The following is a 25603-nucleotide window of genomic DNA, read 5'->3' as shown; positions in this document are numbered from 1 at the left end:
CATGTGGGAATACCCGGTGGCGCGCGCCTGGGCCGATGCGCGTGCCCAGCGGATCTACGGGGGCGCGAACGAGATCATGCTGGAGCTGATCGCACGCACGCTGGATTGAAGCAGCGAGGCGATCGTTCCACCTTTGATGCGCGCGTCGGCGCGTAATAACGAGGAGCTTTGCAGATGGGACCGCTCGAAGGCGTCCGAGTACTCGAGATCGGCGGCGTCGGTCCGACGCCGTTCTGCGGCATGATGCTCGCGGACCTGGGTGCGGAAGTCGTGCGCTTCGAGCGCGCTGGCGCCGGTGTACTGGAAACTTCGCCCAAGGATCCGCTGTTACGCGGTCGTCGTTCGATCTCGCTGAATCTGAAGCAGCCGCGGGCCATCGAGGTTGCCCTGCGACTGGTCGAGAGCGCGGACGTGCTGATCGAGGGATTCCGTCCCGGTGTGGCGGAACGTCTCGGCCTCGGACCCCAGGTGTGCCTCGCTCGCAATTCCCGGTTGATCTACGGACGCATGACCGGTTGGGGGCAGGAAGGTCCGCTGGCTCAGGCGGCAGGACACGACATCAACTACATCGCGCTCAGCGGCGCGTTACATCTCATCGGTACACCGGGCGGCAAACCAGTGCCGCCGCTGAATCTGGTCGCCGACTTCGGCGGCGGAGGTATGCTGCTCGCCCTCGGGGTACTCGCAGCGCTGCACGAGGTGCGACGCTCTGGTCAAGGCCAGGTTGTCGACGCCACCATGCTGGATGGTGTCGCCGCGATGATGGCGATGTACTTCGGTTTTCGGGCACAGGGCCAGTTCCGGGACCGTACTGGCGAGAATTTTCTCGCCGGCGCCGCGCCGTACTACGACGTCTATGAAACGAAGGACGGTGCATACGTCGCGATCGGTTCGCTTGAACCGCAGTTCTACGCGGAGTTGCTCGAGCGTCTGGGACTGGACCGCGAGCGCTACGCAGCGAGCGGCATGCCAGCTCTGGACGAAGCCACGCGCCGCGAGCGCTGGCCCGAGCTGCGTGAGGCAATTGCGAGCGCGTTTCGCAGCCGCACGCGTGCAGAGTGGTGCGAGCGTCTGGAAGGAACCGATGTGTGTTTCGCACCGGTGCTCAGCCTCGAAGAGGCGCCGTGCCATCCCCACAACCTTGCCAGAGGCACGTTCATGGAAGTCGACGGCCTGCTGCAGAACGCGCCCGCACCGCGCTTCAGCCGTTCGACGCTCGATGCACCCCGCCCGCCACGCAAGCCCGGCGAGGACAGCGATGCGCTACTGTGTGAAGCCGGCTACAGCGAGGCGGAAATAGAAATCCTTCGTCGGGAGGGAGCGCTGAGCTAAGTCCGGCTAAATCCAATGGTGCTTGGTTAACTGTCTTTGTCGCAGCGGTTCGCGGATAGCGGATAGCGGTTAGCCAGAAATGAGCCAAATCCTGGCCTCCGTTCTTCCCTAACCGCTAACTGCCAACCACTGGAGGGCGCTAACTAAGTGCCATTGCGGCTAAATCAGGAGAGAAGTGAGTGACAAATGGTCAGAAGGCGCTTGCGCGAATGCCTTCTGACCGTTCACTGGTTACCAGTCACCCGTCACGTCCCTGGCGCTAGTGCGCCTCGTCCCAGTTCTCTCCGATACCGGCGTCGACTTTCAACGGCACGCGCAGCTCGGCGGCGCCGCTCATCAGTTCGCGCACATGCGCGATCAGCTCGTCGGCCAGTTCGCGTTGTACTTCGAAGACAAGCTCGTCATGCACCTGCAGCAACAGGCGCGCCTGCAGTTTCGATTGCTGCAGCCAGCGATCGACCTGGATCATGGCGCGCTTGATGATATCCGCGGCCGTGCCCTGCATCGGAGCATTGATCGCGGCACGTTCGGCGGCCTGGCGCAGGCCGGCATTGCGAGCATTGATGTCGTTTAGATACAGCCGTCGGCCGAACACGGTTTCCACGAAGCCACGCTCGTGCGCCAGTTGCCGTGTTTCATCCATGTAACGCCGCACGCCTGGATAACGCTGGAAATACAGGTCGACATACTTGCTTGCCACGCTGCGCTCGATGCCGAGCCGCGACGCGAGCCCGAACGGCGACATGCCATAGATCAATCCGAAATTGATCATCTTGGCGGTGCGGCGCTGGTCGGGGGTCACCGTGTCGAGCGTCATGCCAAAGACCTCGGCGGCAGTTGCCAGATGGATGTCCTTGTCTTCGCTGAAGGCTTTCAGCAAGCCTTCGTCGCCCGACAGATGCGCCATGATGCGCAACTCGATCTGCGAATAATCGGCGGCAACGATGCACTGGCCGGGCGGCGCGATGAATGCCTGGCGGATGCGGCGGCCTTCCGGCGTGCGAATCGGAATATTCTGCAGATTCGGATCGGCAGAGGACAAACGGCCGGTCGCGGCGATCGCCTGTTGGTAACAAGTGTGGACGCGCTGGGTCGAGCGGTTGATCTGCAGCGGCAGCTTGTCGGTGTACGTGGACTTCAATTTCGCGAACGCGCGGTAGTCCATGATCAGCTTCGGCAACTCGTAGTTGGCGGCTAGCTCTTCGAGCACGTCTTCCGCCGTCGAGGGTTGGCCGGTGGGGGTCTTGCGAATCACCGGCAAGCCGAGCTTGCCGAACAGCACTTCCTGCAATTGTTTGGGCGACTCCAGCGAGAACGGTCCGCCGGCAGCCGCGTGAGCCTGCGCTTCGATCTCACGCATGCGCGTTGCGAGCTCGCCGCTTTGCTTGCGCAGCAGCTCGCCGTCGAGCAGCACGCCAGCCTGTTCCATGCGCGCCAGCACGGGAAGGAGCGGTTGCTCGATGTTCTCGTACAACGATTGCAACGCCGGCAGACTTTCCAGACGAGGCCACAGCAGGCGATGCAATTGCAGCGCAATGTCCGCTTCCTCGGCCACGAAATTGGTGGCGGTATCGATCGCCACTTGATTGAACTCGATCTGTTTCGCGCCCTTGCCGGCCACGCTCTCGTACGGCGTGAGATCGGTGCCGAGGTATCTGCGTGCGATGGGCGCCAAGTCATGCTTGGTCGCGGTGCTGTTCAACACATACGACTCGAGCATGATGTCGAACTTCTCGCCGCGCAGCTCGATGCCCGCGCGCTTGAGCACGTGCAATTTGTATTTCAGGTCGTGGCCGACCTTGAGTGGCTGCTCGGCTTCGAGTACCGGTCGCAGCGCTTCCAGCACGACCTCGGGAGACAGTTGCGTCGGTGCGCCCGGATAGTTGTGGGTCATGGGCACATACGCGACGCTGCCCGGCTCGACGCCGAAGGCGATGCCGACGATGTTCGCCTGCATATAGCCTTCGGAGGTGGTCGCCACGTTCAGCGACATCACCTTCGCGGCTTTGAGCGTCGCGACCCATGCTTCCAATGCCGCGGCCGTCAGCACGGTTTCGTAGTTGCGCGGCACGGGAGCGGCAGCGGGCGGGGCTGTTTCGGTGCCCGATGTCGCTTGCGAAGTCGCAGGTGCTTCGTCCGAAGCTTCCGTGCCGACGAGCTGGCGCAGCAGCGCACGAAACTCCAGGCGCGTGAACAATTCCTTCAGCCTGTCTCGATCCGGCTCGCCGACGCGCAGCGACTCGAACGGTTGTTCCAGCTTCACATTGCAATCGAGCGTTGCAAGTTTGCGTGACAGCTCCAGCTCTTTCATGCCGGCGCGCAAATTCTCGCCCACCTTGCCACTGATGGCGGCCGCGTTTTCGACCAGCTTGTCGAGCGTGCCGTATTCGCCCAGCCATTTCGCGGCGGTCTTCGGACCGACCTTGGGAATGCCGGGAATGTTGTCGGACGTGTCGCCCACCAAAGCCAGATAGTCGACGATCTGTTCCGGATAAACGTCGAACTTGGCTTTCACCCCTTCGCGATTCAGTCGCGAGCCAGTCATGGTGTTCACCAGCGTGATGCGCTCGTTCACCAGCTGCGCCATGTCTTTGTCGCCGGTCGAGATGATCACGTCGTAGCCTTGCGCCGCGGCCTGTTGCGCCAACGTACCGATCACGTCATCGGCTTCCACGCCATCGACCCGAAGCAACGGCAGGCCCATGGCCCGCACGCTGTCGAGCAACGGTTGCAACTGCGCGCGCAGATCGTCCGGCATCGGCGTGCGCTGCGCTTTGTAAGATTCGAACAATGCATCCCGGAATGTTTTGCCAGGGGCGTCGAACACCACCGCGATGAGGTCGGGCGTTTCTTCCTTGCGAAGTTTCTGCAGCATGTTGAGCACGCCGAGCACGGCGCCCGTGGGTTCGCCACGGGAGTTGGTCAACGGCGGCAAGGCGTGAAACGCGCGATACAAATATCCCGAACCGTCCACCAGGACGAGTTTGCGTGGCGCAGCCATCACTGACCCGGCGGAGGCGGCGTAGTGGCGGGCCGGTCAGGATCGGGCGGCGACACCGGCGTGGGTTGCGATTGCGACGGCGTCGAAGAGGGGTTGGCGCGCTCGCGATCTTTCTTCTGCGATTGTGGCGCCGGCGGCAGCGTCCGGACTTTGCTTCCTTCCAGCACCGGCTTGGCGGGTGGGGTGCTGGCCGGGACTGCCTGCGGCTGTTCGTCGGGCAAATATAGCGGGCCTCTCAGGCCGCAACCCGCCAGGCTGAACAGCAGCGCCGATGCAAGGAGTGTGCGCGCGGACGTTTTCATCCCGGCAGTATAAAGGAACCCCGACGCCTCCAGGGCCACCAAGCACCCCGAGTCGCTGTTTGGGCAATCGCTCAGGCGGTCAAGTCGAGCACCGCCATGGTGAGGCGGGAGATACACACCAGCTTGTCGCGCTCATCGACGATGCGAATCTCCCACACATGGCTGCGGCGGCCGAGGTGCACCGGTCGCGCCGTGCCGATGACGAAGCCACTGGACACGCCGCGAATGTGATTGGCGTTGATCTCCTGGCCGAGACATCGATATTTGCTCTGGTCGACCGTCAGCATGGCGGCATAGCTGCCCAGCGTTTCGGCCAGGGCAACCGATGCGCCGCCATGCAGGATGCCGTAGGGCTGCTGCGTGCGGTGATCGACCGGCATCCTGCCACGCAGGTAGTCGGGGCCGATCTCGGTGAACTCGATGCCGAGATGATCGGCCATGCCGATGCGGATCGTCAGATCGGCCAGGGTGTAGGGTTTGAACCAGATGGACATGACGGCACCGGGCTATTTCTTGCGCAGTTTTTCGCCGATGCGGCGATAGGCTTCGCGGAACGAGATTCCTTCCTTCACCACCAGCTCGTTCGCTTCCGCCGCTGCGTGAATAGAGGGATCCAGGCGAATGCGATCCTTCCGGAAAGTCACGCCAGCCAGCGCCGAGGGCAGGATGCCGAGCGTATCCAGACACACATCGATGGAGCGGAACAGCGGCACCTTGATCAACTGCAGATCGCGCTGGTAGCCCGAGGGCAGCTTGGCGACGATGCCCATCACTTCGAGCAAACAAGCCTGCGCCGTGGCGCTGCGGCCGCGGATCAGCTCGAACACGTCGGGATTGCGCTTCTGCGGCATGATCGAGGAACCGGTGGTGAATGCATCCGGCAGCGCGACGAACGAAAATTCCTGGGTGTAGAACAGCAGCAGGTCGGAGGCGAGGCGAGCCACGTCCTGCATGACCAGCGAGATCTCGAACAACAATTGGGCTTCGGCCTTGCCGCGCGACAGCTGCACGGCTGTCACCGGCGCTTGTACCGACGCGAATCCCAGTGTCCTGGCGGTGGCTTCACGGTCGATGGGCAGGTTGGGCGAGCCATAGCCGGCCGCCGAGCCGAGCGGACTCTTCTGCAGGCGACGCTGTACTTGTTGCAAGCCTTCGGCGTCATCGCGCAGCTCGGCCGCGAAGCCGCCGGCCCACAAGGCCACGGAGCTGGGCATGGCCTGCTGCATGTGAGTGTAGCCGGGCAACTCGACGTTCCCTTCGCGTGCCGCCAGATCGTCGAGCGCTTGCGCGGCGCCTTCGACGCGTTGTTTCAATTCATCCACTGCGTCGCGCAGATACAGACGCAGCGCCGTCAGCACCTGGTCGTTACGCGAACGGCCGAGGTGCACGCGCTTGCCGGCTTCGCCGATGCGCTCGGTCAGCAGGTTTTCCAGCGCGGTCTGCCCGTCCTCGTGTTCGAGCAGCACCTGCCATTTGCCCGCGGCGTGCTCGGCGGCTATCTCCGTCAGACCGCGACGAATGGCTTCGAGATCGGCTGCTGGCAACAGGCCTCGAGCATTGAGCATCTCCGCGTGCGCGATCGAAGCGCGCACATCGTACTCGACGAGACGGTTGTCGAGCGCGTGATCCTCGCCCGCCGTATATCGCAACACGCGCTCGTCGAGCGGCGCGCCCTTGTCCCACAGCCGGCTCATGACGCCACCAGTGGTTGGCGGTTAGCGGATAGTGGTTGGAAAGAAATGATCGGGGCAGTGGTTCTCGCTCTTGCTAACCACCAACCGCTAACCGCTAACCGCTTCATATTAAGCATGCTGTTCCGCTGGGCTCAGCGCGCTGATGTTCTCGACTACCAGCGTTCCCGTGCCTTCGTTCGTGAACACTTCGGCGAGAATGCTGTCCTGGCTCTTGTACGAAATCACGTGGACCCGGCGCACGCCGCCGCGAATGGCTTCTTCGATCGCCTTCGCTTTGGGCAGCATGCCTTCCTGCAGGCTGCCCTGCTCCTTGAGCTTCTGCAGGCCGGCCAGATCGGTGTACGAAATGATGGAGCGCGGATCTTCCACCGATTCGAGAATTCCGGGGGCGCCGGTGATCAGCATGAGCTTCTCGGCCTTCAGCGCAGCGCCGATGCCGGCGGCGACGGTGTCGGCGTTGATGTTCAGCAGGGTGCCTCTGTCATCGGCGGACACCGGGCTCACGACCGGCATCAGGCCATCGTCGAGCAACTGCTGCAGCACCTTGGCGTCGATCAGGTCGATGTCGCCCACGAAGCCGTAGTCGACAATCTGGCCTTCAACCTGCACCGGCGGGCGCTTGTGAGCGCGCACCAGGCCCGCGTCCACGCCGCTTACGCCGACGGCGGCAATATCCAGCTCGCGGCAAATGCCGAGGATCTGCGTGTTCACCAGGCCGTTGAGCACCATGCTGGTGACTTCCATGGACTTGCCGTCGGTGACCCGGCGGCCCGCCACCATGCGCGGCGTGATGCCCAATGTTTCCTGGATCTGCGACAGCTGCGGGCCGCCACCGTGCACCAGCACGACGCGAATGCCCACTTGATGCAGGATCGCGACTTGCTCGATCAGCGTGCGCGTGGACTCGATGTCCCCGAACACGCCACCGCTGGCCTTGATGACGAACACCTTGCCCTTGTACATGCGAATGTACGGAGCGGCGCTGCGCAGGGCGCGGACAGCAACGGAGGGATCAGAACGAAGCACCACGGTGTTTCCTTGGAAGTGACTAATGAATGGTGACTGATGACTGGTCAGAAACAAAGTCAGCCGCGCAGCAGCCGATAGAGCACGGCCATCTGCACGACCATGCGGTTGAATGCCTCGCGAACCACGACACTGCGTGGGCCGTCGAGCACTTCGTCCGCCACTGCGACATTACGCCGAACTGGCAGGCAATGCATGAAATGGCAGCCTGGGTCCGCGGCCCGGAACCAGCTTTCTTTCACGCACCAGTCGCTGAGGTATTCGCGCAGCCGCTTGTCGGCTTCATCGTCGCCGTAATGCTGCGGTGAACCCCATTCCTTGGCGTAGATCACATGCGCGCCATCGAGGGCTTCGCTGCGATTCTCGGTTTCGCGTACTGAACCGCCCGACGCTTGCGCCGCCTGGCGCGCCTTTTCCATGATGGGCTCGGGCAGCGCGAAGCCTTCCGGGCGCAGCACGACCACATCCATGCCTCGCATCGCCGCCATGTGGACGGTCGATGACGGCACGGCCAGCGGCAGCGCGCGTGGATGATTCGCCCAGCTCAGCACGAACTTGCCCCGCTCGGGCACACGCAGCTCATCCATCGTGTGCCAATCGGCGAGCGCCTGGCAGGGATGCGCCACCGCCGATTCCATGTTCACCAGCGGCTTGTCACAAAGATCCGCCATCATGCGGAAGCCGGTCTCGGCCAGGTCCGCGGCCAGGTTGCGGCCTTCGGCAAACATGCGAATGCCGATGGCATCGCAGTAGGAGGCGAGCACTGGCACCGCCTCGCGCACGTGCTCGGCGGCAGCGCCATTCATGATCGCGCCCGAGCGCGTTTCCATTTGCCAAGTGCCTTGGCCCGGCGTGATGACGACTGCCGTCCCGCCGAGTCGCATCATCGCGCTCTGGAACGAGGCGAGCGTGCGCAGCGAAGGATTCAAGAACAGCAGGCCGAGGACCTTGCCCGCCAGCGCTTGCGGCTGCGGCGTGTCTTGCAGGCGCGCGGCGAGGCCCAGCAGGTCCTTGATCTGCTCGCGCGGAAAATCGGCCAGGTCAAGAAAGCGATTCATGGTGTTGCTCGTTGGTAGCGATTTATTTGGGCAGCCGAGCAAGCGCATTGCGCAGCAGCTCGACGTGCTGACTTTCCAGCACGAACGGCGCCAGGATGCGCAGCACGTTCGGGTCCGCGCTGGTGCCCGTGAGGATATCCAGCTTCAACAGCTCGGCTTGCACATCCTTGGCCGGCCGCGAAGTGCGCAGGCCCAGCAGCAGGCCGGCACCTTGCGAGCCGATCACCGGACCGACCATGCAGGTCTGGCGGATTTCGGCGGAGCGCTGCTGAACGTTCTTGAGCAGGCCTTCGGACTCGATGATGTCGACCACGGTTTCGACGATGGCGCAGGCCATCGGGCCGCCGCCGAACGTCGTGCCCAGCGAGTCCATCTTCATGTACGGCGCGACGTGATCCGCCACCAGCATCGCCGAGACGGGGAAACCGCCGCCCAGCGCCTTCGCGGTGGTGATGATGTCGGGCGTGACTTCATACATGTTGGCCGCGAATGGATGACCCGTGCGCCCGAAGCCGCATTGGACTTCATCGAAGATCAGCACGGTGCCGTTCTCGCTGCAGCGGAAGCGCAGCGCCTGCAGGAATTCCTTGGGCATGTCGACGGCACCCGCCACGCCTTGCACCGGCTCGACGATCACGGCGGCCGTTTGATCGTCGATCAGCGTGCTCAGCTCGGCGGCGGTCGTGGTGGGCTTGATGAACTTCACCTCGAACGGCGTGTTCGGAAAGCCGTACCACTTCTTGTCCGCGCCCCAGGTCACCGCGCCAGCAGCGGCAGTGCGGCCATGAAAGCTGCCTTCGACGGCGATCACCTGGGTACCGCCGGTCATCTTGCACGCGAGCCGGAGCGCGTTCTCGTTCGCCTCCGCGCCGGAGTTCACGAAGAACACGGTGTCGAGGCCGAGCCCGCAGAACTTCGCCAACCGGGTGGCCGCGCGACGGCGCACATCCAGCGCGACCGCATTGCTCTGGAAGCAAAGAGACTTCGCTTGCTCTACCAGTGCTTCAACCCAGCGCGGATGGCCATAGCCGAGCGCGGCCACGGCATGACCGCCATAGAGATCGAGCACTTTGCCGCCATCGGGCCTGTGCAGGAACACGCCGCGCGCATCCGTGATCTGCAACGGAAACTGCGCGTAGACCGGGGCGAGATGATCGGCCGGTGCGTTTGTATTGGTAGCTGCGTTCATTCTAATGCTCTCTCGAGCGGTTAGCGGTTAGCGGTTAGCGGTTGGTGGTTGGTCAGAGAACACTCCTCCTGCTCTTTGCCAACCGCTAACCGCTAACCGCCAACCGCCAACCGCCTTCCCTCAGGTCCAGCCGGCGGCCGGCGTCGTCAAGCCGGTGGTTTCGTCCAGGCCGAACACTCGATTCAACCATTGCAACGCGCCGCCCGCCGCGCCCTTGACCAGATTGTCGATGGCGCACATCACGGCAACGCTGTCCCCATTGCCAGCCGCGCTCAGAAACGCGTAGTTGCTGGCTGCCACGTCTTTTACATGCGGCATGTCGTTCACGACACGTACGAAGGGCTTGCCGGCATAGAAGCCACGCAATGCCTCCAGCAATTCCGGCGTCTTGATGGGCTTGCTGGCCTTGGCCTGCACCGTGACGTGAATGCCGCGAGCAAACGGCCCGGAGTGCGGAACGAAGCTGAACTCGGCCGGCACTTGCGATGCCACCTGCGCCAACGCGGCCACCTCCGGCGTATGCCGATGCGACAGCGGATTGTACGCGTACAGATCGCTGTGTCGTTGCGGATGGTGCGTGCCCGTACCCGGCGTGCGGCCCGAGCCTGTGCTGCCGGTGATGCCGGTAGCAAACAAACGCGGTTCGATCAGACCGAGCGACAGCAGTGGCACGCTCGACAACAACAAGGCCGTGGCAAAGCAACCTGGATGCGCGACATGCGGCGTCTGCAGCGCGCTCAGATGCTCCGGTACGGCACAACTGAACTGTGCAATCCGATTGGGAGCACCGTGCGCGTGTTTGTAAACCGCTTCGTAGGCACTCGCTGAGCTGTAGCGGTAGTCGGCAGAGATATCGATGACCCGCGGCTTCGTGCCCTTGGCCTCAGCTGCGGTCAGCAAATCGTCGATCAGCTTTGCCGCCACGCCATGTGGAGCCGCCGACACGATCGCCGACGTCGGCAGCTGGCCCAGCAGCTCCTTGACCGCTTCGAGGCTGGAGAACTTCAGCTCGGGATAGACCGGCGCCAGATGCGCAAAGAACCTGGCCACCGACTCGCCGGGCTGACTGTCCGAGAGAATCGCTTTGAGCTCCAGGCGCGGATGCCCGGCGATCAGGCGCAGCAGCTCGCCCGACACGTAGCCCGTACCGCCCACCACGATGATTGGGATCTTCACGTCGCTCATTCTTCGATCGCTTCCACTTTGGCCTTCGGCGTCAATTTCACCGAGTCGATGACGCAGTCGCCGAGCGCCACGCCATCGGTGATGGCGTTGAACGCCGCTACGCCGAACTTGTCACGGATGATGTTCACGCCGACGGCGTTGTCGGTGGCCTTGCCGGTGACCACTGACGGCTCGATGCCGAACTGCTCGCGCAGCAGCTTCACACCACCCCAGGCGGCGACCGGATCGTTCGCCGACAGCACCACCGAGGTGAGCGCGGCGCGAATGTCCGGCGCCGACAGGATCGCTTCGACGCCGTATGCGCCGAGAATGCCGTCGCCCAGCTCGAAGACGATCACGTCCGGCTCGCCTTGTGACATTTCCGAGAGCAGAGCGCGAGTGATCGCCGGACCGTTCTTGGCTGTCGTCGTCACTACGCCGAGGTCGGTGAAGATCATGCTCTTGCGGGCGCCGGCGTCTTCCATCGCCAGAATGTCACGGCGCAGGGACACACCGGTCGCCTTGAACGCATGCACGTTCAAACCTCGGTGGCGCATGCGAGCCACGATGGCGCAGGCGGCCGCCGTTTTGCCCGCTTCCATACAAGTCCCCGCGAGCGCGACCACCGGCACCTGGCGTGTATTCAACGCGGCGTTCGGGTCGAGACGACGATAGCCGACGCGCGCCGGCACGCCGATACGCTCACCAAGATACGGGAACTGCAACACCACGCCGATGACCTTGGCGTCGAACGGCCGGCCCTTTTCGGGGTTGGCCGAGTCGCACACGCCAAGCACGCCGCCGATGTTCAGCACCTGGATGATGTCGCCTTCCTTCACGGCGCTCGGCAGATGGCCCGAGTAGCCGAACAGCGCCTGACGATGGCCCAGCGCGCCGACGATCACATCGCCCTTGGAGACTTTGGCCATGCGGCCGCTGGTCAGCTCCAGCGTGTTGTACGTCGACTTGCTGGTGAGGACCTCGACCACCAGCACCACGCCTTCCTCGCACGGAATGTTGTCCGTGGCGACGCGCAGCTCATGCTTCAGCTGCAGCGCCTGGGTGATGGACGCGATCTTGTCGACGACTACTGTTTTCATGGCTGTGCTCAGTGCACCTGTGCGAACGTTGATAGAAACGAAACGATTACTTGTTGCGGCCGGCGCGTGCCCAGAACATGCCCGGCAGTCCAACCATCTTGGAGAAGCCGAGCGCGTCGGCGGCGGTCCATTCACCGGCCGCTTCGCCATAGACGCCCTTGGAGGCGGCCATGATGGAGTAGGGCGACGTCACGCCGGCGATGAAAGCATTGCCCGGGCGGAACTCGACCTTCACTTCGCCGGTCACGCGGGCCTGCGAATTTACGAACAGCGCTTCCATGTCGCGGCACACCGGATCCAGGTGCTGGCCTTCGTGGACCAGATCGCCATAGGGACCCGACAACATTTCCTTGATGCGCTGCTGGCGGCCGGTCATCACCAGCTTCTCCAGCTCGCGATGCGCGCTGATGAGCACCTCGGCGGCGGGCGCTTCGAACGCGACGCGGCCCTTGGTGCCGATGATGGTGTCGCCCAGGTGAATGCCGCGGCCGACGCCGAACTTGGCGCCGATCGCTTCGAGCTTTTCGATCACGCTCACCGCATCGAGCCTGGCGCCATCGAGGCTGCTGGGCACGCCCTTGTCGAAGCCGATCGTGTGAGTTTCAGGCGGCTGGGGATTGGAGAACGCCTCCTTCGACAGCACCCAGGCATGATCCGGAATGCTGCCTTCGGAAGTCAGCGTTTCCTTGCCGCCGATGGTCACGCCCCACAGACCGCGGTTCACTGAATAAGCGGCGCCATAAGGAGGAATCGTGAGATTCCGATCCTGCAGATACTTCAGCTGATCGGGCCGCTTGAACGCCTGATCGCGCACCGGCGCGAGAATGGTGAGCTCGGGTGCGAGCGTGCGCAGCGCCACTTCGAAGCGCACTTGATCATTGCCGGCGGCGGTGCAGCCGTGCGCAATCACCTTCGTTCCCAGCTTCTTGGCGTACTCGGCGATGGTCTGCGCCTGCATGACGCGCTCGGCGCCGACGCACAGCGGATACATCTGGCCGCGCTTCACGTTGCCCATGATCAGGTACTTGATCACTTGCTCGAAGTAATCCTGCTTGGCTTCGACCAGGATGTGATCCTTTGCGCCCAGCGCGCGCGCACGCTGGTCCAGCACCTTCGCTGCTTCGGCATCGATGCCGCCGGTGTCGACCGTGACGGTGATGATCGGGCGCTGGTAGTTGTCCGCGAGCCAGGGCACCAGGAAGGAGGTATCCAGGCCGCCGGAGAAGGCCAGCAGAATGGGCTCGTTGCCGGGAGGAAGTGTGCTCATGCTTGGGCTCGATTCGTTTCGTTGCGAGTGGATTCAGGTTGGGTGGGCCTCGGTGGCCACCGCGGATGTTTGAGGGGCGACCCGCGTGGCCTTCAGATCCCAAAGATGCCGCGCAGGCGTTCGCGTAGCTTCTTTTGATCCTTGGGCTCGTCGGTGGCGATGAAGATGGTGTCGTCGCCCGACAGGGTGCCGACCACTTCGGGCCACTCGGCGCCGTCGATGGCGACGGCCACGCTCTGGGCGGTGCCGGTGGTGGTCTTCAGAACCGTCAGGGACGTGCCCGCGGTCTTGATCTCGAGCACGAACCGGGCGACGGCGGCGAACGGATTGTTGTTGGCGGCGGCGTTGTCCTGGGCCGGCAGGATATAGCGGTCGCCGGCCTTGGCCACGCCGAGCTCGCGCAGGTCGCGGCTGACGCTGGACTGGGTGGCGTCGAAGCCCTGCTTGCGCAGCACTTTCACCAATTCGTCCTGATTGTGCACGGTCGACTCTCCGATGATGCGGAGAATCGCGGCGCGGCGCGCGACGGATTGATGGATTTCTGCGGCCATGTCGACTGGATCGAGCCTCGCAGGCGCAGCGAGACTGGCAATGCGCCTATGCATAAAAAGGCGTGCATGGTGCATAAATATGCAACCACTGTCAACAGCCGGATGGGCCGCGATTCCGGGCGAACGCCGTGGCGGGCCAGATGCCGGTCCGCTCAGAGGCGGCGGCGAGCCGACACCAGCCCGTCGAGCGCGAACAGCGCCAATGCGGTCCAGATCATCACGAAGCCCACCACGCGAGGCCCGGTGAACGGCTCGTGGAACAACAGCACCGCGCAGGCCAGCTGCAGGCTCGGGCCGATGTATTGCAACAGCCCCACGGTGAATAACGGAATGCGCCGGGCGCCAACCGCGAACAGCACCAACGGCACGGCGGTCAATGGGCCGCCCATCAATAAGAGTGCGGTCATGTCGAGGCCCTGGCTGGCCATGGCGCCAGATCCCGACAGCTCGCTCCAGAGCACAAAGCCTGCCGCCACGGGCAGCAGCAAAAACGTCTCGCCGGTGAAACCGGGCAGGGCCTCGACCTTGGCCACTTTGCGCACCAGCGCGTACAGGCTGAAGCTCAGCGCCAGCGCGACCGACAGCCAAGGCGCGCGGCCGGCCGTCCACGTCAGATACAGCACACCGGCGGCGGCGATGGCCACGGACAGCCATTGCAAGCGGTTCAAACGCTCGCGAAACAACACGACGCCGAGTGCGACGTTGACCAATGGGCCGATGAAATAGCCGAGGCTGATTTCAACGACGTGGTGAGTGGCAATGCCCCACATGAAGACCGACCAGTTGATGGCGATCAGCGTCGCCGACATCATCAGCCGCCACCGCGTCGGGCCATTGCTCAGCGCGCGCCACACCAGAGGAATTTCGCCGCGCGCTGCCAACCAGGCGAATCCGCACAAGCAACCCCACACCATTCGATGAGCTGTGATCTCCAGCACGGGCACCGTCTGGAGCAGCGTCATGTACAGCGGCATCAACCCCCAGATGAGGAAAGCGGAAATGGTGGCGACGAGACCGCGACCATCGATTCCGCGCATGGCGACGGGCGCCAGCGAAGCCGCGGGTGAAGAATCGTTCATGGAAATGCAATGCAGGAGTGGACGGCAATCATACTGCAGTATCCGTGTGCAGTTCTTGCGCAGATGCGGGAGCTTTGCGAAGTTGCAAGGGCGTCGCCGGCGCGACAAGCTTCCGTTTTCTCATGAGCGCATGTATCCACCATGTCAGTACTCGACCTCTCGCGCCGCCTGCTGGCGTTGTCACAAACCGGCTTGCATTTCTCACAAGAGGAATACGATCGCGAGCGTTATCGCGAAATGGCCCAGATCGCCGGTGAATTGCTGGCGCTCGAGTCCGGGCTGAGCCCGGAAAAGCTGCGCGCCGCGTGGCAGGTCGAGGATGGTTATGCAACGCCGAAGATCGACGTGCGCGGCGCGGTGTTTCGCGATGAGCAGGTGCTGATGGTGAAAGAACGCGTCGATGGCAAGTGGACGTTACCCGGCGGCTGGGCGGACGTGAACGACACGCCCTCGCATGCCGTTGAAAAAGAGATAGAGCAGGAATCGGGCTTTACGGCGCGGGCGGTGAAGCTGGCCGCCGTCTTGGATCGCAACCGGCACAATCATCCCAAGTTCCTGTACCACGTCTGGAAGATGTTCTTCATCTGCGAGATCACCGGTGGCGACTTTCGCACCAGCTATGAAACCACCGACGTGAAGTTTTTCCCCATCGACCAGCTGCCGGAACTGTCCACCGGCCGCACCACAGCCGCGCAGATCCAGCGCGCCTACCAGCATCATCTGGAGCGCTCGCTGCCCACGGAATTCGATTGAGCGGTGTTGCCGGGAGCTACTGTTCGATGGTGTATTCCAGATCCGCGCTCTGATTCTGGCCGGCCTCGGTCTTGAATACCCACCGGTCGCTGATGGTGTAGCGAAGTTTCAAAGTATTGATCGATTCGGTCAGCGAGATGCCGTAGCTGATGAACAGCCTCGGCGAGAGGAACTTGCCCAGCACCAGCGCGGTGTTCGCCGTGCCGTCGGCATCGAGCGAGCTTTCGACGCCGACCTCCTCCAGTCCCAGGCGACGGCCCAGCTGCGAGGCCAGCAACCCGCCGCCTTGCACAGTAAGAGTGTCGCGCGCCGACGCCATGGTTGCAGTGTCCGATCCGCTCATCGAGTCCGGCGCTTTGCCGGTCAGGAGATAAGTGACGATCTGCGTCTGTGGCATCGTCGGATCCGAGAAGAACGACAGGCGCGGCTCCTGCAACGTGCCGCGCACGTTCAGGCCCACGGTCACTGTGTCGATCTTGCGCCGAGCTTCGATGTCCAGTCCCGGATCGTCCAGGGGCGAAGATTCGAACAACAGCTGGCCTTTGTTGATTTCCAGCTTCTGGCCGTAGGCTTCGTAGCGGCCGTCGATGACGTTCAATTCGCCGCGGCCGATGGCGGCTTGTCCGGTGCGCACCGTTGTGCCCACCGAGCCGGTGAGCCGGCCTTGCAGGCCGAAGGCGTCGACGCGGACATCGTTACCGATGGTCACTCTCACTTCGCTGTTGACGACCGTGCGGCCGGCGCGTTCCGCTTCGGTCTCGTGCGTGTAACGAGCATCGTCAGAGGCACGTACAGCGCCCGAGATTTGATTCGGTTGCACGCGCGCGTAGGGAATCAGCACGTCTCCGGCGACATTGATCTGGTTGCCATCGATGCCGAAGCGCAGGTCGGGCGATGCGACTACGCGATATTCGGGAAGGTCCGCCACGAGCAGGTCAGTGCCGCGCAAATGAAAGGCGCCCTGCAATCTTCGCTCGTGCCAGGTAAAGCGGCCTTCCGTCTGCAGCTGACCATCGCCGGCGCGGCCGGTGCCACGGAAGTCCACGTCATTACTGGCGAGATCTGCGACGAGATCCAGATCTCGCAAGGCCAGGTTGACGCGATACGACTCCAGCTCGGCCTTGGACAACTCGATGCGGCCATTGATCTCGGGTTCGGCGAGCGTGCCACGGATATCGGCGTTGGCTGTCAGCACGCCGGCGGCATCGTCAACCTCCGAGAACAGCAGCGGCAGAATGTTTGCATCCGCGGCGCGTGCCCGTATGTCGCCGGTGAGCGGCAGGTGCATCATCTGGCCCCCGCGCGTGCGATCCAGTTGCGCATTGGCAAAAAGAAACGTATCGGTGAACGCCTGCACGCCGAACGAGAAGTCGACGCGGTCCGGCTTGACGGTCGCGGCCAAGCCCCCGGTGCCCAGGTTCAACGTTTCGGGTTCGGCGCCTGGCGGGCGATGGATGATGGCCGCGTCGATGATGCGCATGCCGGCTTCTGCTTGCCATGGCTTGTTGGGCCCTCCGAATGCGTGCACACGACCTTCGATGCGTCCGCCGTACTCGGCCTCCCGGCCCGCGGGAGGCAACAGCAGCGCGAGCGGGATTTCGTAACCGGCCACTGTGCCTTGCCAATCGCCGTCACGTTCCCATTTGCCGCTGGCACAGACGCGACCGGCACCGGCAATCAGACAGAAGTCATCGAGTTGCGCGCGCTTGCTGGAGGCCACGATCTTCGCCGGTTCGGCAATAGAAACTTTGTCGTCCGCCTTGCCCGTGACCAGTTTGGTCGTGGTGACGGTCGCGTTCCATACCTTCTGGTCGTAAGTGCCGGCGATGCGCATCTCCGCGGTGGGGCGCGGGTCACGCGGTGTGGCCGGCGCGCCGATGACATTCAAGCTGAGGAGATGTTCGAGCGCGGTGCCTTCACCGTTCAGCAGCAGGTGCTCGATCACCGGCTCGCCCGCGCCGACGCGGCTGGCAAAAGCCACCAGGCGCGAGGGCTGCTGGCCACTGGCGTCGACATCGCCATTGATCAAAATCTGCCCGGCTTGCCATTGTCGATAGCGAATCTCCTGCGCAGCCAGGTCGCCGGTGATGCGCAGGGCCTTTAGAGCACCGCTGGCCTGACCTTTGGAAACGATCTGGCCACTGGTCTTTGGCAGCAGGCGCTCCAGCGACGGCACATCCAAGGACCAATTTGCCTGGATGGTGTCTTTCCAGATGCCGTCGAGTCTCAGCCGGGCATCGGCCAGGCCCAGGTGAGCGTCGCGTACCGTCCACCCGCGGCGATCGCGTTGCACGAAGCCACGGCCCTGGATGGGCTCGCCTCGCAACGTGCCGCGCAGCTCGCTCACATCGGCTGTGAAAACAGCCTTCTTGTCGAAGCCTTCGCCGGAAGCATTGGCAATCATATGGATGCTGCCGGGGAAGGCCGGGAACAGACCGGCGGGATTCACACTCGTGGTGCGAGTCGTTACCTGCCAGGCACGAGGCGGCGCGAACTGGAGCCGGCCATCGCCCGTCAGCGAGCCGTCCAGCGTGTTCACCGAGTAGCTCGCCAGCGTGACTCGTTCCTTGGAGATCACGCCCCTGGCGGAACCGGCGCCGGAGGGAATATTCGGGCCCTCCAGGCTGGCCGTGACAGCAAAGTCATAAGGCAGCTCGCCGTGCAGAGCGCCGTCGCCGTGCGGGCTGATGACGACAGCATCACCGCGCAAAGGCCATTGCAGGGCCTGCCACGTGGCCGTGAGATCAATCGTCGGCGCGGCGCCGTCGAAGATCAGCTTGCCGCTGGTATTCAGGCTGGCGGGCGAATTCTGCAAGCGGATGTCGGCGGCCGATAGAAACAAGGTGCGGTCTGCATAGCGGCCGCGGGCATCGACGATCAAGTCCTGCTCATCAATCTCGGGCACGCCGACCATTCCCTTGGCGTGGATGCCGTCCGGATTCATTGCCACGTCGAGCGCGACGTTACGCAGCGACAGCGGCGGATTGGCCAGCCAGGGATCGAGCAGGAACCGCGGCGAGCTGAGCTTGCCTGCAATGTTCCAACTTTTCTCGGGCCGGGTCAGGACCGCCGTCGCGCTGGCGGTACTGGGCTGAAGCAACTCGCCCGTCATGTTCAGCTTGTCGATGGTGCCGTCAACCGATCCTTTCAGCACCAGGTCGACATCGGGCAAGTGCAATTGGCCGCTCACATTGCCTTCCAGTCCCATCGGCAAGTCCGCCGTGGCTGCCGCGCGCAACAAGACGTTGCCGGTGGCATCGAACAAATCGGAGTCGACCGCGAAGTTGCGCGCGCGCAAGCGGTGCGAAGTAATTGTTACGCGGCCACGTACCGTTCTGGCGTCGACCGCGGTGCCGTTGAAATGCACATAGCGCACATTGGACAGTTCGACGTTGCGTGCGTCGACGCGCAAAAAGCCAGGCAGGAACCTGGGAGGTTTGGTGCTCGGCGGCATATCCGCCTGACGCAACTCGACCAGCGCATCGCGAGCAGTGACTGATCCAGTTCGCAATGTCTGGATGAAAAGACCGCGCAGCTGTGGATCGACGACGATGTCGTTCACGACGACGTGCACGCGGGGATGATCGAGCTCGAAGCGAGCGACGCGCAACGGACCGGAGATCGTGCCCGACACGCCTTCGATCCTGACGTTGAAACGTTCCAGCCGCCACAGCTGCCCAGCCAGCAGCTGCAGCCCGGTTTCCGTGTAGAACAGCACGGCCACTCCTGCCACGGGCGCCAGCAGGATCGCGCCGATGATGATCAGGAGGATTCGGGTACGCATCAAAACTGGGTGGAGATGTAAAGGTGAATGCGCGGCGAGCGTCCGGACTGCGATAGTGCCTGGGCCACATCGATACCGAAGCTTGCAACCGCGATGTTGTAGCGGACGCCGATGCCCGCGGCGTACTCCAATTTCGGGTCGTTGAAGTCCTCGAAGGCATTGCCGGTGTCATAGAAGGCCGCGATGCCGAAGTTCCGCGGCAGATCCCGAACGACTTCGATGCTGCCGGTGAAGAGATTGCGGCCGCCGACGGTACGCCCCTGCGCGTCGCGCGGCGACAGTTCATTCAGCGCGAAGCCGCGCACGCTGTTTTCACCGCCGGCAAAGAAACGTTGCGACGCCGGCAGATCGGACGTGGCGGCAATGCGGCTGATGCCGATCTCGCTGCGCAAATTCAGATGCCACAGCTCGCTCAAGTCGAACTGGCGCTCGCCCTTCAGTCTCAGCTGCAGGAACGACGCGTCCGATCCCAGTGTTTCTGGCGAGCCGCGCAACTCCGCCGAGAAGTAATAGGGCCGCCTGCGGCCGCCGACGATGTAGCTGGGCAGCGTCGCGTAACTGATGCTCGGCACCAGATAGAAGTTCGTGCTCGACGTGCCATCCGCTTCCGTGGTCTTTTCATCGGAGAAGCGCACCTGCAGGACGCGCTGCCAGCGCCCGAGCACTTCCGTGAGACCCATGCCGATTTCCGCACGTTCCGACCGGGTGTCGCCGAGCTCTTCGTCGCGCAACCTGCCGGTGAATTCCAGTTTCTCCAGCGCAATGTCCATGACCGGCACGACGTAGCGGCCAGTCAAGTCGGTGACGATGGAAGAGCCCAGCAGCTCGAGCTTGAACTTGTGGCCGCTCGCGTTGACCCGTCGATTGTCCCAGGTGAACTTGCCGCGCACCTTGGTATCGGTGCCGTAGCCGACGGCGGCGGCGTAACGATGTTTCCTGCTCGGCTCGGCGCTCACGGTGATCGGAATGGTCCGCGCCTCGCGATCCGGAGCGCCGCTTTCGATGTCGACCACCGAGAAGTACTGCGTGTCGTCGAGCACGTACTGCGTTCTCAGCAGCGTATCGAGCGTGTACGGGTCGCCTGGCTGCATGCGCAACAGGCGCCGCATGGCTTCATCGGTGATAACGTCCTGCGCAATCGTGATCTCGCCGAAGCTGTAGCGCTCGCCAGTGTCAGCTTCGAGATCGACGGTGGCGCGCCGCTCGGCACGGTCGATGACCAGGTCGTGGCGGGTGAGTGTGGCGTCGAGATACCCCTCGTTCTTGGCCACCCGCAGCAGGTTGCCTTTGACGCGTTCGTACGTGCCGTGGTTCAGGCGCAGGCCGGGCTTGAGCTCCTCCTGTTCGAGCAGCTCGCGAATGGCGCGGTCGTTGGCGCCGGCCCCGGTGACGTTGACGTTGACTTCGGAGAGTCGCACCGGGCGGCCGGGCTCGATGTGGATGGTCACCTGCCACAGCTCGCCGTCCTTGTGGACCTCGTAAGTAACGTCCGGTTCGTAGTAACCCAGCGGCTCCAGCGCCTCGTGGGTCTCGCTGACGATGCGCCGTTGCAGCCGGCGCATCACTTCATCGGTCACATCGTCGCGCTCGGCGTACCGGGTGAGGCTCAGGAAAGCGCGGACGTTGGTTTCGATGGCCTGGCTGACGTCGGGGATCGTGACCTCGATCTTGGCCATGGCGTGCAGTGGCCACAGCAAGGCTGCTGCCAGCACTCCAGTCGCCATCGCACGCATCCTCGTTGTCACGGGAGCGCCGCCTGGGTGTTTATTCCGGTGAAGAATCGAACGAGGTATCGGTCGCCACCGTCTCGTCGGGGTCCTCGGCTTCGAACCACACTTCGGGCACTTCGGCGCTGGTGAACTCGAAGCGGGAATTGCCGCTCTGGATGCCGGCAGCATCGAAGCGGCGTTCCTGAAGGATGGTGCGACCGGTGCGCTCGACCAGCAGCACGCTGGAGCAGCGTGTGCCGTAACGCTCGTTGACGATGAAGGGGGCGGATACCACGCGCTCCCATTCCTCCGGCAAACCGGTAGACGGCAGGTCCGGGCCAGTGGCCTGCTCGCGATCGCCGAGCATGGCGAACAGGTCCTCGGGTGCGATTTCCGGTTGCGTCAGCAGTGCGTTGAAGCGCTCGCGGGTGCGGGCCAGCTTGGGCCAGGGAGTATCGAGCATGTGATTGCTCAATCCGTAAACGCCCGGTGCCAGCGCCGTCGGAGCGTTGCCGCCGCGATTGGAGAAGTAATAGAGCGCGCGGGTCCCGCCCACCAGCAGATTGAATCCTGAATAACGGGGTGCCGCACCGCGCAGGTCGTCGAGGAACTCCTTCGGTGACGTGGCACCCGTGAGGAATCGCGGTACCAGCTGTCCGCGCGAGGGCGCGTTTTCGACCGGAGCCTGCAAGTCGCGGTAGTTCGTGACAACGCCGAATCGGCCCGAGCGGGCCACGCCGAGCCAGGTGCCGCTGGCCTTGAGGTCACGTCCGCCGAGGATGCGCGGATCGTCCTGCCACCAGTTCAGCGGCGCGGCCGGGCGGTCATGAAACTCGTCGCGGTTGCCGGCGAGGATCAGGCGGTAGCGGGGATGGTGTTTCCAGGCGAGGACGAGCAGGCACATGGCGAGGATTGTAGAGCAGCACTTTCAACGGTGGATGAACGCGCACTGAAAAACAGGCGCATGGGTCGCGCATCAGCGACGCGGCGCTTGCCACATTCGCACGCCTGGTTCGGCGCGCAACGGGCGGTCCGCGCCGGAGTCGTACCAGTCCTCGATCAATCGAAACGAGATCGAATGAGTGAAGGGCAGGCCGACCGCGCCGCCAGCGATTTCCGCACGGGTCCACCAGCGCACATCTTCCAACTCGTCGTCGACGCGCAGGATATCCGTGCGACTGGCATGGGCCGTGAATCCGAGCATCAACGATGACGGGAACGGCCACGGCTGTGAGGAATGGTAGTCCACGGCGTCCACTTCTACGCCTGTTTCCTCGCGAACCTCTCGGGCGACCGCGTCTTCGAGACTCTCACCCGGTTCCACGAAGCCGGCAACGGTCGAGTAGCGGCCGGGCGGCCAGGACGCCTGGCGGCCCAGCAGGGCGCGCTCGCCGTCGGTCACCAGGACGATCACGGCCGGATCGATGCGGGGAAACTGCTGCGAACGGCAGGCTTCGTTGCTGCATCTGAGCACATGGCCGCCATCGCTGGACTGGGTCGGCGAGCCACAGCGGCCGCAAAAGCGATGGGTCTCGCGCCAATGGACCATCGCCCGCGCATACGCCAGCAAGCCGGCTTCCTCCGGCGGCAATGTGCCCGCCAGCGTGCGCAGATCCTGAAAGTCGATGGCCGGGTCGGGCAGTTGCGGGCGTTCGCCCGACAGTCCAACGGCAAAAACGGCGTGGCCACGGAATTCGCCCAGCAGCACGAACTCGCCCGGATCGGTGCTCGCGAATGCCTTCACCCCGGTCACGAAGTGGGCCACCATGACATCCCCCTGCCGGAGGATGGAGCTGCGCGACTCCCATACCGGAACGAACAGCGTCTCCGGGTTCGTCAGCGCGGCCTGCACGTGCGCCGCGTTCTTGCGAAGGTGCGCGGCGCGTTCCAGGTAGGGTCCGGCAAGCAGGTTGGGCAAGCGCGATGGCATGCGCCCAGTTTATCAGTCGTGGGTCACCGCGCGGGAATTCGAACATGGCCGCTGCCGGCGTGGTTTGGTGCAGCGGGCACGCGCGCGCTTCAACCTGCATGTCGGGCAAGTGTGGCGACACAGGTTGAATCGATCTTTCAGGTAATAGCTGTCGCAGTGTCGGCAGCGCACGGCCTGCAGGTCACCGTTGCGATTGAGCATCTGTAACAGGAACCAGGCATGCTCGAACGACAGCGTTGCGGAGGTGAGCAACTGCCGATGAGTTTCGAAAGCATCGCAGAACAGGCGCCCATACTCGACGGGGCCGATCTCGACTGGCGCCTTCTTGCTTGCCGTCGCTCCGCGCTGTGCCTGCAGGAGCCCGAAAGCGGCAAAGGCGCTCGCGAGCAGTGACGATTCGAACTGCGCGCGTGTGTTACGAACGAAGAAGGTGATCTGTCGCGGAGATCTGCCGCGCCGCCTGCGCACGGGAGTCTCGCTCAGCTCGTGGACGTAAGAACGATAGAGACGTCGAATGCGATCGTCAGTGAGGCCAGTGCACTCGCGAATGGTACAGGTTCGCGCCTCGTGACGAATCATGCGCAGCGCCAGGTCCTGGCGGCGGCGCTCGTGATCATAGGAATCGTTGCTGTTGTCCCTGCTGTTGTCCCTGCTGTTGTTCATGGAAGTCCCTTCTCCGTGCGTCCGTGTATCGACCCGTTGATTTATCTGCGGTCCGGCGGCGTTGTTGATGTTGTCGCAACGGATGCAGTGAAGATAGTGTGCCCCGCAATTGACCTGCGCGTAAAGCCCCGCTTAAATCCAATGGTGCTTAGTTAACCGTCTTTGTCGCAGCGGTTAGCGGATAGCGGATAGCGGTTAGCTAGAAATGAGCTAAATCCTGGCCTCCGTTCTGCCCTAACCGCTAACCGCCAACCAACTGGAGGGCGCTAACTAAGTGCCATTGCGCTCAAATCACCTCACCTACAAACATCGCAGGAAGCGACATGTCTCAAGATAGAACGGAACAATTGTTGGCTGGCAACGCGGGTGCACAACAAACTGCTGTAGCGAGCGAATCGCTCGCGCGTGAATCGGATGCTTTCGCTCCTGTGCTCGAGCCCGCACTGCTCGAACACATTCACCAGCTCAATCTCGACTACTTGGAACTACTCGTTGCAGAGCGCGAGACCGCGCAGGGTGCGGCACAACTGCAGCATCTTCCGCCTCGTCAGCGCGCGGGGTTGGCCGCGCTGTCACCGCGCGCACTTCGCGCGCTCGCAGCGATGCCGTACACGCTGTATTCGCTCGGCTTCGAGGAGGAACATTTCTGGGACACCGTGTGTGCTAACGCGATGGCAGCGGCACCCGCATCTGTCTCGCAGCGCTATGCGCAAGTGGGAGATGCATCTGTTCAGTACGAATTCTGTAATCTTGCATTGCTACATGCGTGGCATGTCGCTGGCACCAACACGATGGCCGCGCGCGTGATCTATGCGATGCCTTATGTCACCGCTCGCCGCCTTGCTAGCACGCCGTTGTGGCAGATCAGATGTATCGCAGGAAGTTACAGCGTGCTCATGCTGCCACGCTGGCCCACGAATCCCGCTTTCTGGCCAGACCTCATTCGCTTCGCCGGCATGAACGACACACGCCGCCTGCACACCACGCGTTTGTTAGGTACGCAGCTAATCGCCGCCGAGTTGGAAGTTGCGTGCGCCATGAGCCGTCGCGATCCTCGCGCGGTACCGTCACCGCGATTGCGTGCGCGCAAGCTGCAGGTCGCGCCTCGTGGACGGCTCGGGCCCTAAGTGAAAGTCACTTTATTATGTCGTGCGTGTGCTCACTCGTCGAAGTTGGTGGTGAATCCGATCGGCCGCTTCTTTGGCAATGGCGGATGCATGACCTGGCGGATCGCCTGGCAGATCTCGACGATGGCCTTGTCGTGCGTGGCAACATCGCGCTCGAGTCGGGCGAGCTTCTGGGCGAGCTGGCGGTTCGAGGCGAGCAGATCGCGCAGCTGCACAAAGGCACGCACGACATGGATCGTCATCTCGACGGCGCGAGCGCTGTTGAGCACGGTCGCTGCCATGATCGCGCCGTGCTCTGTAAAAGCGAGCGGTCGTTTGCGGCGGCCACCCCAACTTGATGTCGCAATTTGCGACTTCAAGTTGGCGAACTCCTCGGCGGTCAGCTCGAATATGAAGTCAGCCGGAAAGCGGCTGCCGTTGCGGCGTACTTGCTCGTTGAGGCGTCGAGTCTGGACGCTGTACAGGGCAGCCAGATCCTGATCGAGGAGTACGCGCTGGCCGCGCAGTATGAGGATGGATTGATAGATATGCTCGACCGGCACGAGCCTGGCCTGTTTCTTCCTGGTCATTCCTGCTCCTTGGTGTGGGCTTCCTTGCCTGGTGCGGCCCCGCTGCAGATTGCACGGCTTCAGTTGGTGCTGTGCGATCTCGCTGCCCGCCCGAGATAAACCATTGCCGTGGGCAGTATGTACTACAGGAGTTGATGCCGATGTCGCGTTAAGGTCAATGGCACTTATTAACCCGGCGTGCTTGTACCTGAACTACTATGCAGCGTAGCAAATCTCACGATGCTTGAAGTAGTTGCGAACTCGTCGCCGTGATCGCTGGATCACACGCAGGTGTCGTTGGGCGATGAGCTTTAGCTGTTGAGCGT

22 protein-coding genes are annotated in these 25603 nt (G+C 63.2%); 4 read left to right on the top strand and 18 right to left on the bottom strand.

Going from position 1 to position 25603, the window contains the following annotated elements; all coding sequences use genetic code 11:
* Together VGE08_RS19695 and VGE08_RS19690 are read left to right on the top strand one after the other, a co-directional pair.
* Positions 1 to 109: acyl-CoA dehydrogenase family protein (locus tag VGE08_RS19695; protein WP_331069626.1), on the top strand; the 109-nt coding region annotated here is incomplete at its 5' end.
* Positions 110 to 174: 65 nt separating this feature from the next.
* A complete protein-coding gene (locus VGE08_RS19690) occupies positions 175 to 1332 on the top strand; it encodes a CaiB/BaiF CoA-transferase family protein (protein ID WP_331069625.1) in 1158 nt (385 codons plus the stop codon).
* 259 nt (positions 1333 to 1591) lie between these two features.
* Here VGE08_RS19690 and polA read toward each other — a convergent pair whose 3' ends face one another.
* From polA to rarD, 12 genes are all read right to left on the bottom strand, one after another.
* Positions 1592 to 4333 (bottom strand): DNA polymerase I, encoded by a 2742-nt coding sequence (polA, locus tag VGE08_RS19685; RefSeq protein ID WP_331069624.1) that lies wholly within the window; start codon positions 4331 to 4333, stop codon positions 1592 to 1594.
* Positions 4333 to 4635, bottom strand: coding sequence for an LPS translocon maturation chaperone LptM (gene lptM, locus VGE08_RS19680; protein WP_331069623.1), 303 nt, complete (start codon positions 4633 to 4635; stop codon positions 4333 to 4335). Before lptM ends, polA begins: the two co-directional genes overlap by 1 nt.
* Positions 4636 to 4706: 71 nt before the next feature.
* Positions 4707 to 5129 carry a hotdog fold thioesterase gene (locus tag VGE08_RS19675; RefSeq protein WP_331069622.1) on the bottom strand — a complete coding sequence of 141 codons (423 nt, stop codon included), beginning with the start codon at positions 5127 to 5129 and terminating at the stop codon, positions 4707 to 4709.
* 12 nt (positions 5130 to 5141) lie between these two features.
* The gene (argH, locus tag VGE08_RS19670) at positions 5142 to 6329 is read right to left on the bottom strand and encodes an argininosuccinate lyase (protein ID WP_331069621.1); all 1188 of its coding nucleotides are present in this window, start codon (positions 6327 to 6329) and stop codon (positions 5142 to 5144) included.
* A gap of 108 nt (positions 6330 to 6437) precedes the next feature.
* The gene (argB, locus tag VGE08_RS19665) at positions 6438 to 7358 is read right to left on the bottom strand and encodes an acetylglutamate kinase (RefSeq protein ID WP_331069620.1); all 921 of its coding nucleotides are present in this window, start codon (positions 7356 to 7358) and stop codon (positions 6438 to 6440) included.
* Positions 7359 to 7414: 56 nt separating this feature from the next.
* Entirely contained in the window at positions 7415 to 8413 is a 999-nt protein-coding gene (locus tag VGE08_RS19660) for an N-acetylornithine carbamoyltransferase (RefSeq protein ID WP_331069619.1), read from the bottom strand.
* A 22-nt stretch (positions 8414 to 8435) separates the two neighbouring features.
* Positions 8436 to 9602 carry an aspartate aminotransferase family protein gene (locus VGE08_RS19655; RefSeq protein ID WP_331069618.1) on the bottom strand — a complete coding sequence of 389 codons (1167 nt, stop codon included), beginning with the start codon at positions 9600 to 9602 and terminating at the stop codon, positions 8436 to 8438.
* Positions 9603 to 9722: 120 nt separating this feature from the next.
* The gene (argC, locus tag VGE08_RS19650) at positions 9723 to 10787 is read right to left on the bottom strand and encodes an N-acetyl-gamma-glutamyl-phosphate reductase (protein ID WP_331069617.1); all 1065 of its coding nucleotides are present in this window, start codon (positions 10785 to 10787) and stop codon (positions 9723 to 9725) included.
* Entirely contained in the window at positions 10784 to 11866 is a 1083-nt protein-coding gene (locus tag VGE08_RS19645; RefSeq protein WP_331069616.1) for a hypothetical protein, read from the bottom strand. Before VGE08_RS19645 ends, argC begins: the two co-directional genes overlap by 4 nt.
* A 46-nt stretch (positions 11867 to 11912) precedes the next feature.
* On the bottom strand, positions 11913 to 13133 hold the full coding sequence (argG, locus tag VGE08_RS19640; RefSeq protein ID WP_331069615.1) for an argininosuccinate synthase: 1221 nt from the start codon (positions 13131 to 13133) through the stop codon (positions 11913 to 11915).
* Positions 13134 to 13225: 92 nt separating this feature from the next.
* Complete coding sequence (locus tag VGE08_RS19635) at positions 13226 to 13684, bottom strand: hypothetical protein (RefSeq protein ID WP_331069614.1); 459 nt, start codon at positions 13682 to 13684, stop codon at positions 13226 to 13228.
* A 152-nt stretch (positions 13685 to 13836) separates the two neighbouring features.
* Positions 13837 to 14763, bottom strand: a complete 927-nt coding sequence (gene rarD, locus VGE08_RS19630; protein WP_331069613.1) for an EamA family transporter RarD — start codon at positions 14761 to 14763, stop codon at positions 13837 to 13839.
* A gap of 141 nt (positions 14764 to 14904) precedes the next feature.
* Here rarD and VGE08_RS19625 point away from each other — a divergent pair, with 141 nt between their 5' ends.
* The gene (locus tag VGE08_RS19625) at positions 14905 to 15516 is read left to right on the top strand and encodes an NUDIX hydrolase (RefSeq protein WP_331069612.1); all 612 of its coding nucleotides are present in this window, start codon (positions 14905 to 14907) and stop codon (positions 15514 to 15516) included.
* 16 nt (positions 15517 to 15532) lie between these two features.
* Here the strand turns inward: VGE08_RS19625 and VGE08_RS19620 are convergent, their stop codons facing one another.
* The 5 genes from VGE08_RS19620 to VGE08_RS19600 all read right to left on the bottom strand — a co-directional run bounded on the left by VGE08_RS19620 (position 15533) and on the right by VGE08_RS19600 (position 23602).
* Complete coding sequence (locus tag VGE08_RS19620; protein WP_331069611.1) at positions 15533 to 19300, bottom strand: translocation/assembly module TamB domain-containing protein; 3768 nt, start codon at positions 19298 to 19300, stop codon at positions 15533 to 15535.
* Positions 19300 to 21024, bottom strand: coding sequence for an autotransporter assembly complex family protein (locus VGE08_RS19615; RefSeq protein WP_331069610.1), 1725 nt, complete (start codon positions 21022 to 21024; stop codon positions 19300 to 19302). Before VGE08_RS19615 ends, VGE08_RS19620 begins: the two co-directional genes overlap by 1 nt.
* Positions 21025 to 21064: 40 nt before the next feature.
* Complete coding sequence (locus VGE08_RS19610) at positions 21065 to 21913, bottom strand: NRDE family protein (RefSeq protein WP_331069609.1); 849 nt, start codon at positions 21911 to 21913, stop codon at positions 21065 to 21067.
* Between the two features lie 72 nt (positions 21914 to 21985).
* Positions 21986 to 22939 carry an NAD(+) diphosphatase gene (gene nudC, locus VGE08_RS19605; protein ID WP_331069608.1) on the bottom strand — a complete coding sequence of 318 codons (954 nt, stop codon included), beginning with the start codon at positions 22937 to 22939 and terminating at the stop codon, positions 21986 to 21988.
* Positions 22940 to 22951: 12 nt separating this feature from the next.
* Positions 22952 to 23602, bottom strand: coding sequence for a FlhC family transcriptional regulator (locus tag VGE08_RS19600; RefSeq protein WP_331069607.1), 651 nt, complete (start codon positions 23600 to 23602; stop codon positions 22952 to 22954).
* 323 nt (positions 23603 to 23925) lie between these two features.
* Here VGE08_RS19600 and VGE08_RS19595 point away from each other — a divergent pair, with 323 nt between their 5' ends.
* The gene (locus tag VGE08_RS19595; RefSeq protein WP_331069606.1) at positions 23926 to 24729 is read left to right on the top strand and encodes a hypothetical protein; all 804 of its coding nucleotides are present in this window, start codon (positions 23926 to 23928) and stop codon (positions 24727 to 24729) included.
* A gap of 32 nt (positions 24730 to 24761) precedes the next feature.
* Here the strand turns inward: VGE08_RS19595 and VGE08_RS19590 are convergent, their stop codons facing one another.
* Entirely contained in the window at positions 24762 to 25298 is a 537-nt protein-coding gene (locus tag VGE08_RS19590) for an ORF6N domain-containing protein (RefSeq protein ID WP_331069605.1), read from the bottom strand.
* Positions 25299 to 25603 lie beyond the last annotated feature (305 nt).

The sequence above is a fragment of the Steroidobacter sp. genome (assembly GCF_036406195.1).
Taxonomy (GTDB): Bacteria; Pseudomonadota; Gammaproteobacteria; order Steroidobacterales; family Steroidobacteraceae; genus Steroidobacter.
Note: the sequence above shows the minus strand (reverse complement) of the source record. Positions and strands in the feature narration are given on the sequence as shown.

What these genes read in the sequence shown, in the direction of transcription:
- lptM (WP_331069623.1), bottom strand. Translation starts at nt 4,635, where the DNA reads ATGAAAACGTCCGCGCGCACACTCCTTGCATCGGCGCTGCTGTTCAGC.
- VGE08_RS19615 (WP_331069610.1), bottom strand. Translation starts at nt 21,024, where the DNA reads ATGGCGACTGGAGTGCTGGCAGCAGCCTTGCTGTGGCCACTGCACGCC.
- polA (WP_331069624.1), bottom strand. Translation starts at nt 4,333, where the DNA reads ATGGCTGCGCCACGCAAACTCGTCCTGGTGGACGGTTCGGGATATTTG.
- VGE08_RS19660 (WP_331069619.1), bottom strand. Translation starts at nt 8,413, where the DNA reads ATGAATCGCTTTCTTGACCTGGCCGATTTTCCGCGCGAGCAGATCAAG.
- VGE08_RS19620 (WP_331069611.1), bottom strand. Translation starts at nt 19,300, where the DNA reads ATGCGTACCCGAATCCTCCTGATCATCATCGGCGCGATCCTGCTGGCG.
- argH (WP_331069621.1), bottom strand. Translation starts at nt 6,329, where the DNA reads ATGAGCCGGCTGTGGGACAAGGGCGCGCCGCTCGACGAGCGCGTGTTG.
- VGE08_RS19595 (WP_331069606.1), top strand. Translation starts at nt 23,926, where the DNA reads ATGTCTCAAGATAGAACGGAACAATTGTTGGCTGGCAACGCGGGTGCA.
- VGE08_RS19635 (WP_331069614.1), bottom strand. Translation starts at nt 13,684, where the DNA reads ATGGCCGCAGAAATCCATCAATCCGTCGCGCGCCGCGCCGCGATTCTC.
- VGE08_RS19600 (WP_331069607.1), bottom strand. Translation starts at nt 23,602, where the DNA reads ATGAACAACAGCAGGGACAACAGCAGGGACAACAGCAACGATTCCTAT.
- VGE08_RS19675 (WP_331069622.1), bottom strand. Translation starts at nt 5,129, where the DNA reads ATGTCCATCTGGTTCAAACCCTACACCCTGGCCGATCTGACGATCCGC.
- VGE08_RS19645 (WP_331069616.1), bottom strand. Translation starts at nt 11,866, where the DNA reads ATGAAAACAGTAGTCGTCGACAAGATCGCGTCCATCACCCAGGCGCTG.
- argC (WP_331069617.1), bottom strand. Translation starts at nt 10,787, where the DNA reads ATGAGCGACGTGAAGATCCCAATCATCGTGGTGGGCGGTACGGGCTAC.
- VGE08_RS19625 (WP_331069612.1), top strand. Translation starts at nt 14,905, where the DNA reads ATGTCAGTACTCGACCTCTCGCGCCGCCTGCTGGCGTTGTCACAAACC.
- rarD (WP_331069613.1), bottom strand. Translation starts at nt 14,763, where the DNA reads ATGAACGATTCTTCACCCGCGGCTTCGCTGGCGCCCGTCGCCATGCGC.
- VGE08_RS19590 (WP_331069605.1), bottom strand. Translation starts at nt 25,298, where the DNA reads ATGACCAGGAAGAAACAGGCCAGGCTCGTGCCGGTCGAGCATATCTAT.
- VGE08_RS19690 (WP_331069625.1), top strand. Translation starts at nt 175, where the DNA reads ATGGGACCGCTCGAAGGCGTCCGAGTACTCGAGATCGGCGGCGTCGGT.
- argG (WP_331069615.1), bottom strand. Translation starts at nt 13,133, where the DNA reads ATGAGCACACTTCCTCCCGGCAACGAGCCCATTCTGCTGGCCTTCTCC.
- VGE08_RS19655 (WP_331069618.1), bottom strand. Translation starts at nt 9,602, where the DNA reads ATGAACGCAGCTACCAATACAAACGCACCGGCCGATCATCTCGCCCCG.
- nudC (WP_331069608.1), bottom strand. Translation starts at nt 22,939, where the DNA reads ATGCCATCGCGCTTGCCCAACCTGCTTGCCGGACCCTACCTGGAACGC.
- VGE08_RS19610 (WP_331069609.1), bottom strand. Translation starts at nt 21,913, where the DNA reads ATGTGCCTGCTCGTCCTCGCCTGGAAACACCATCCCCGCTACCGCCTG.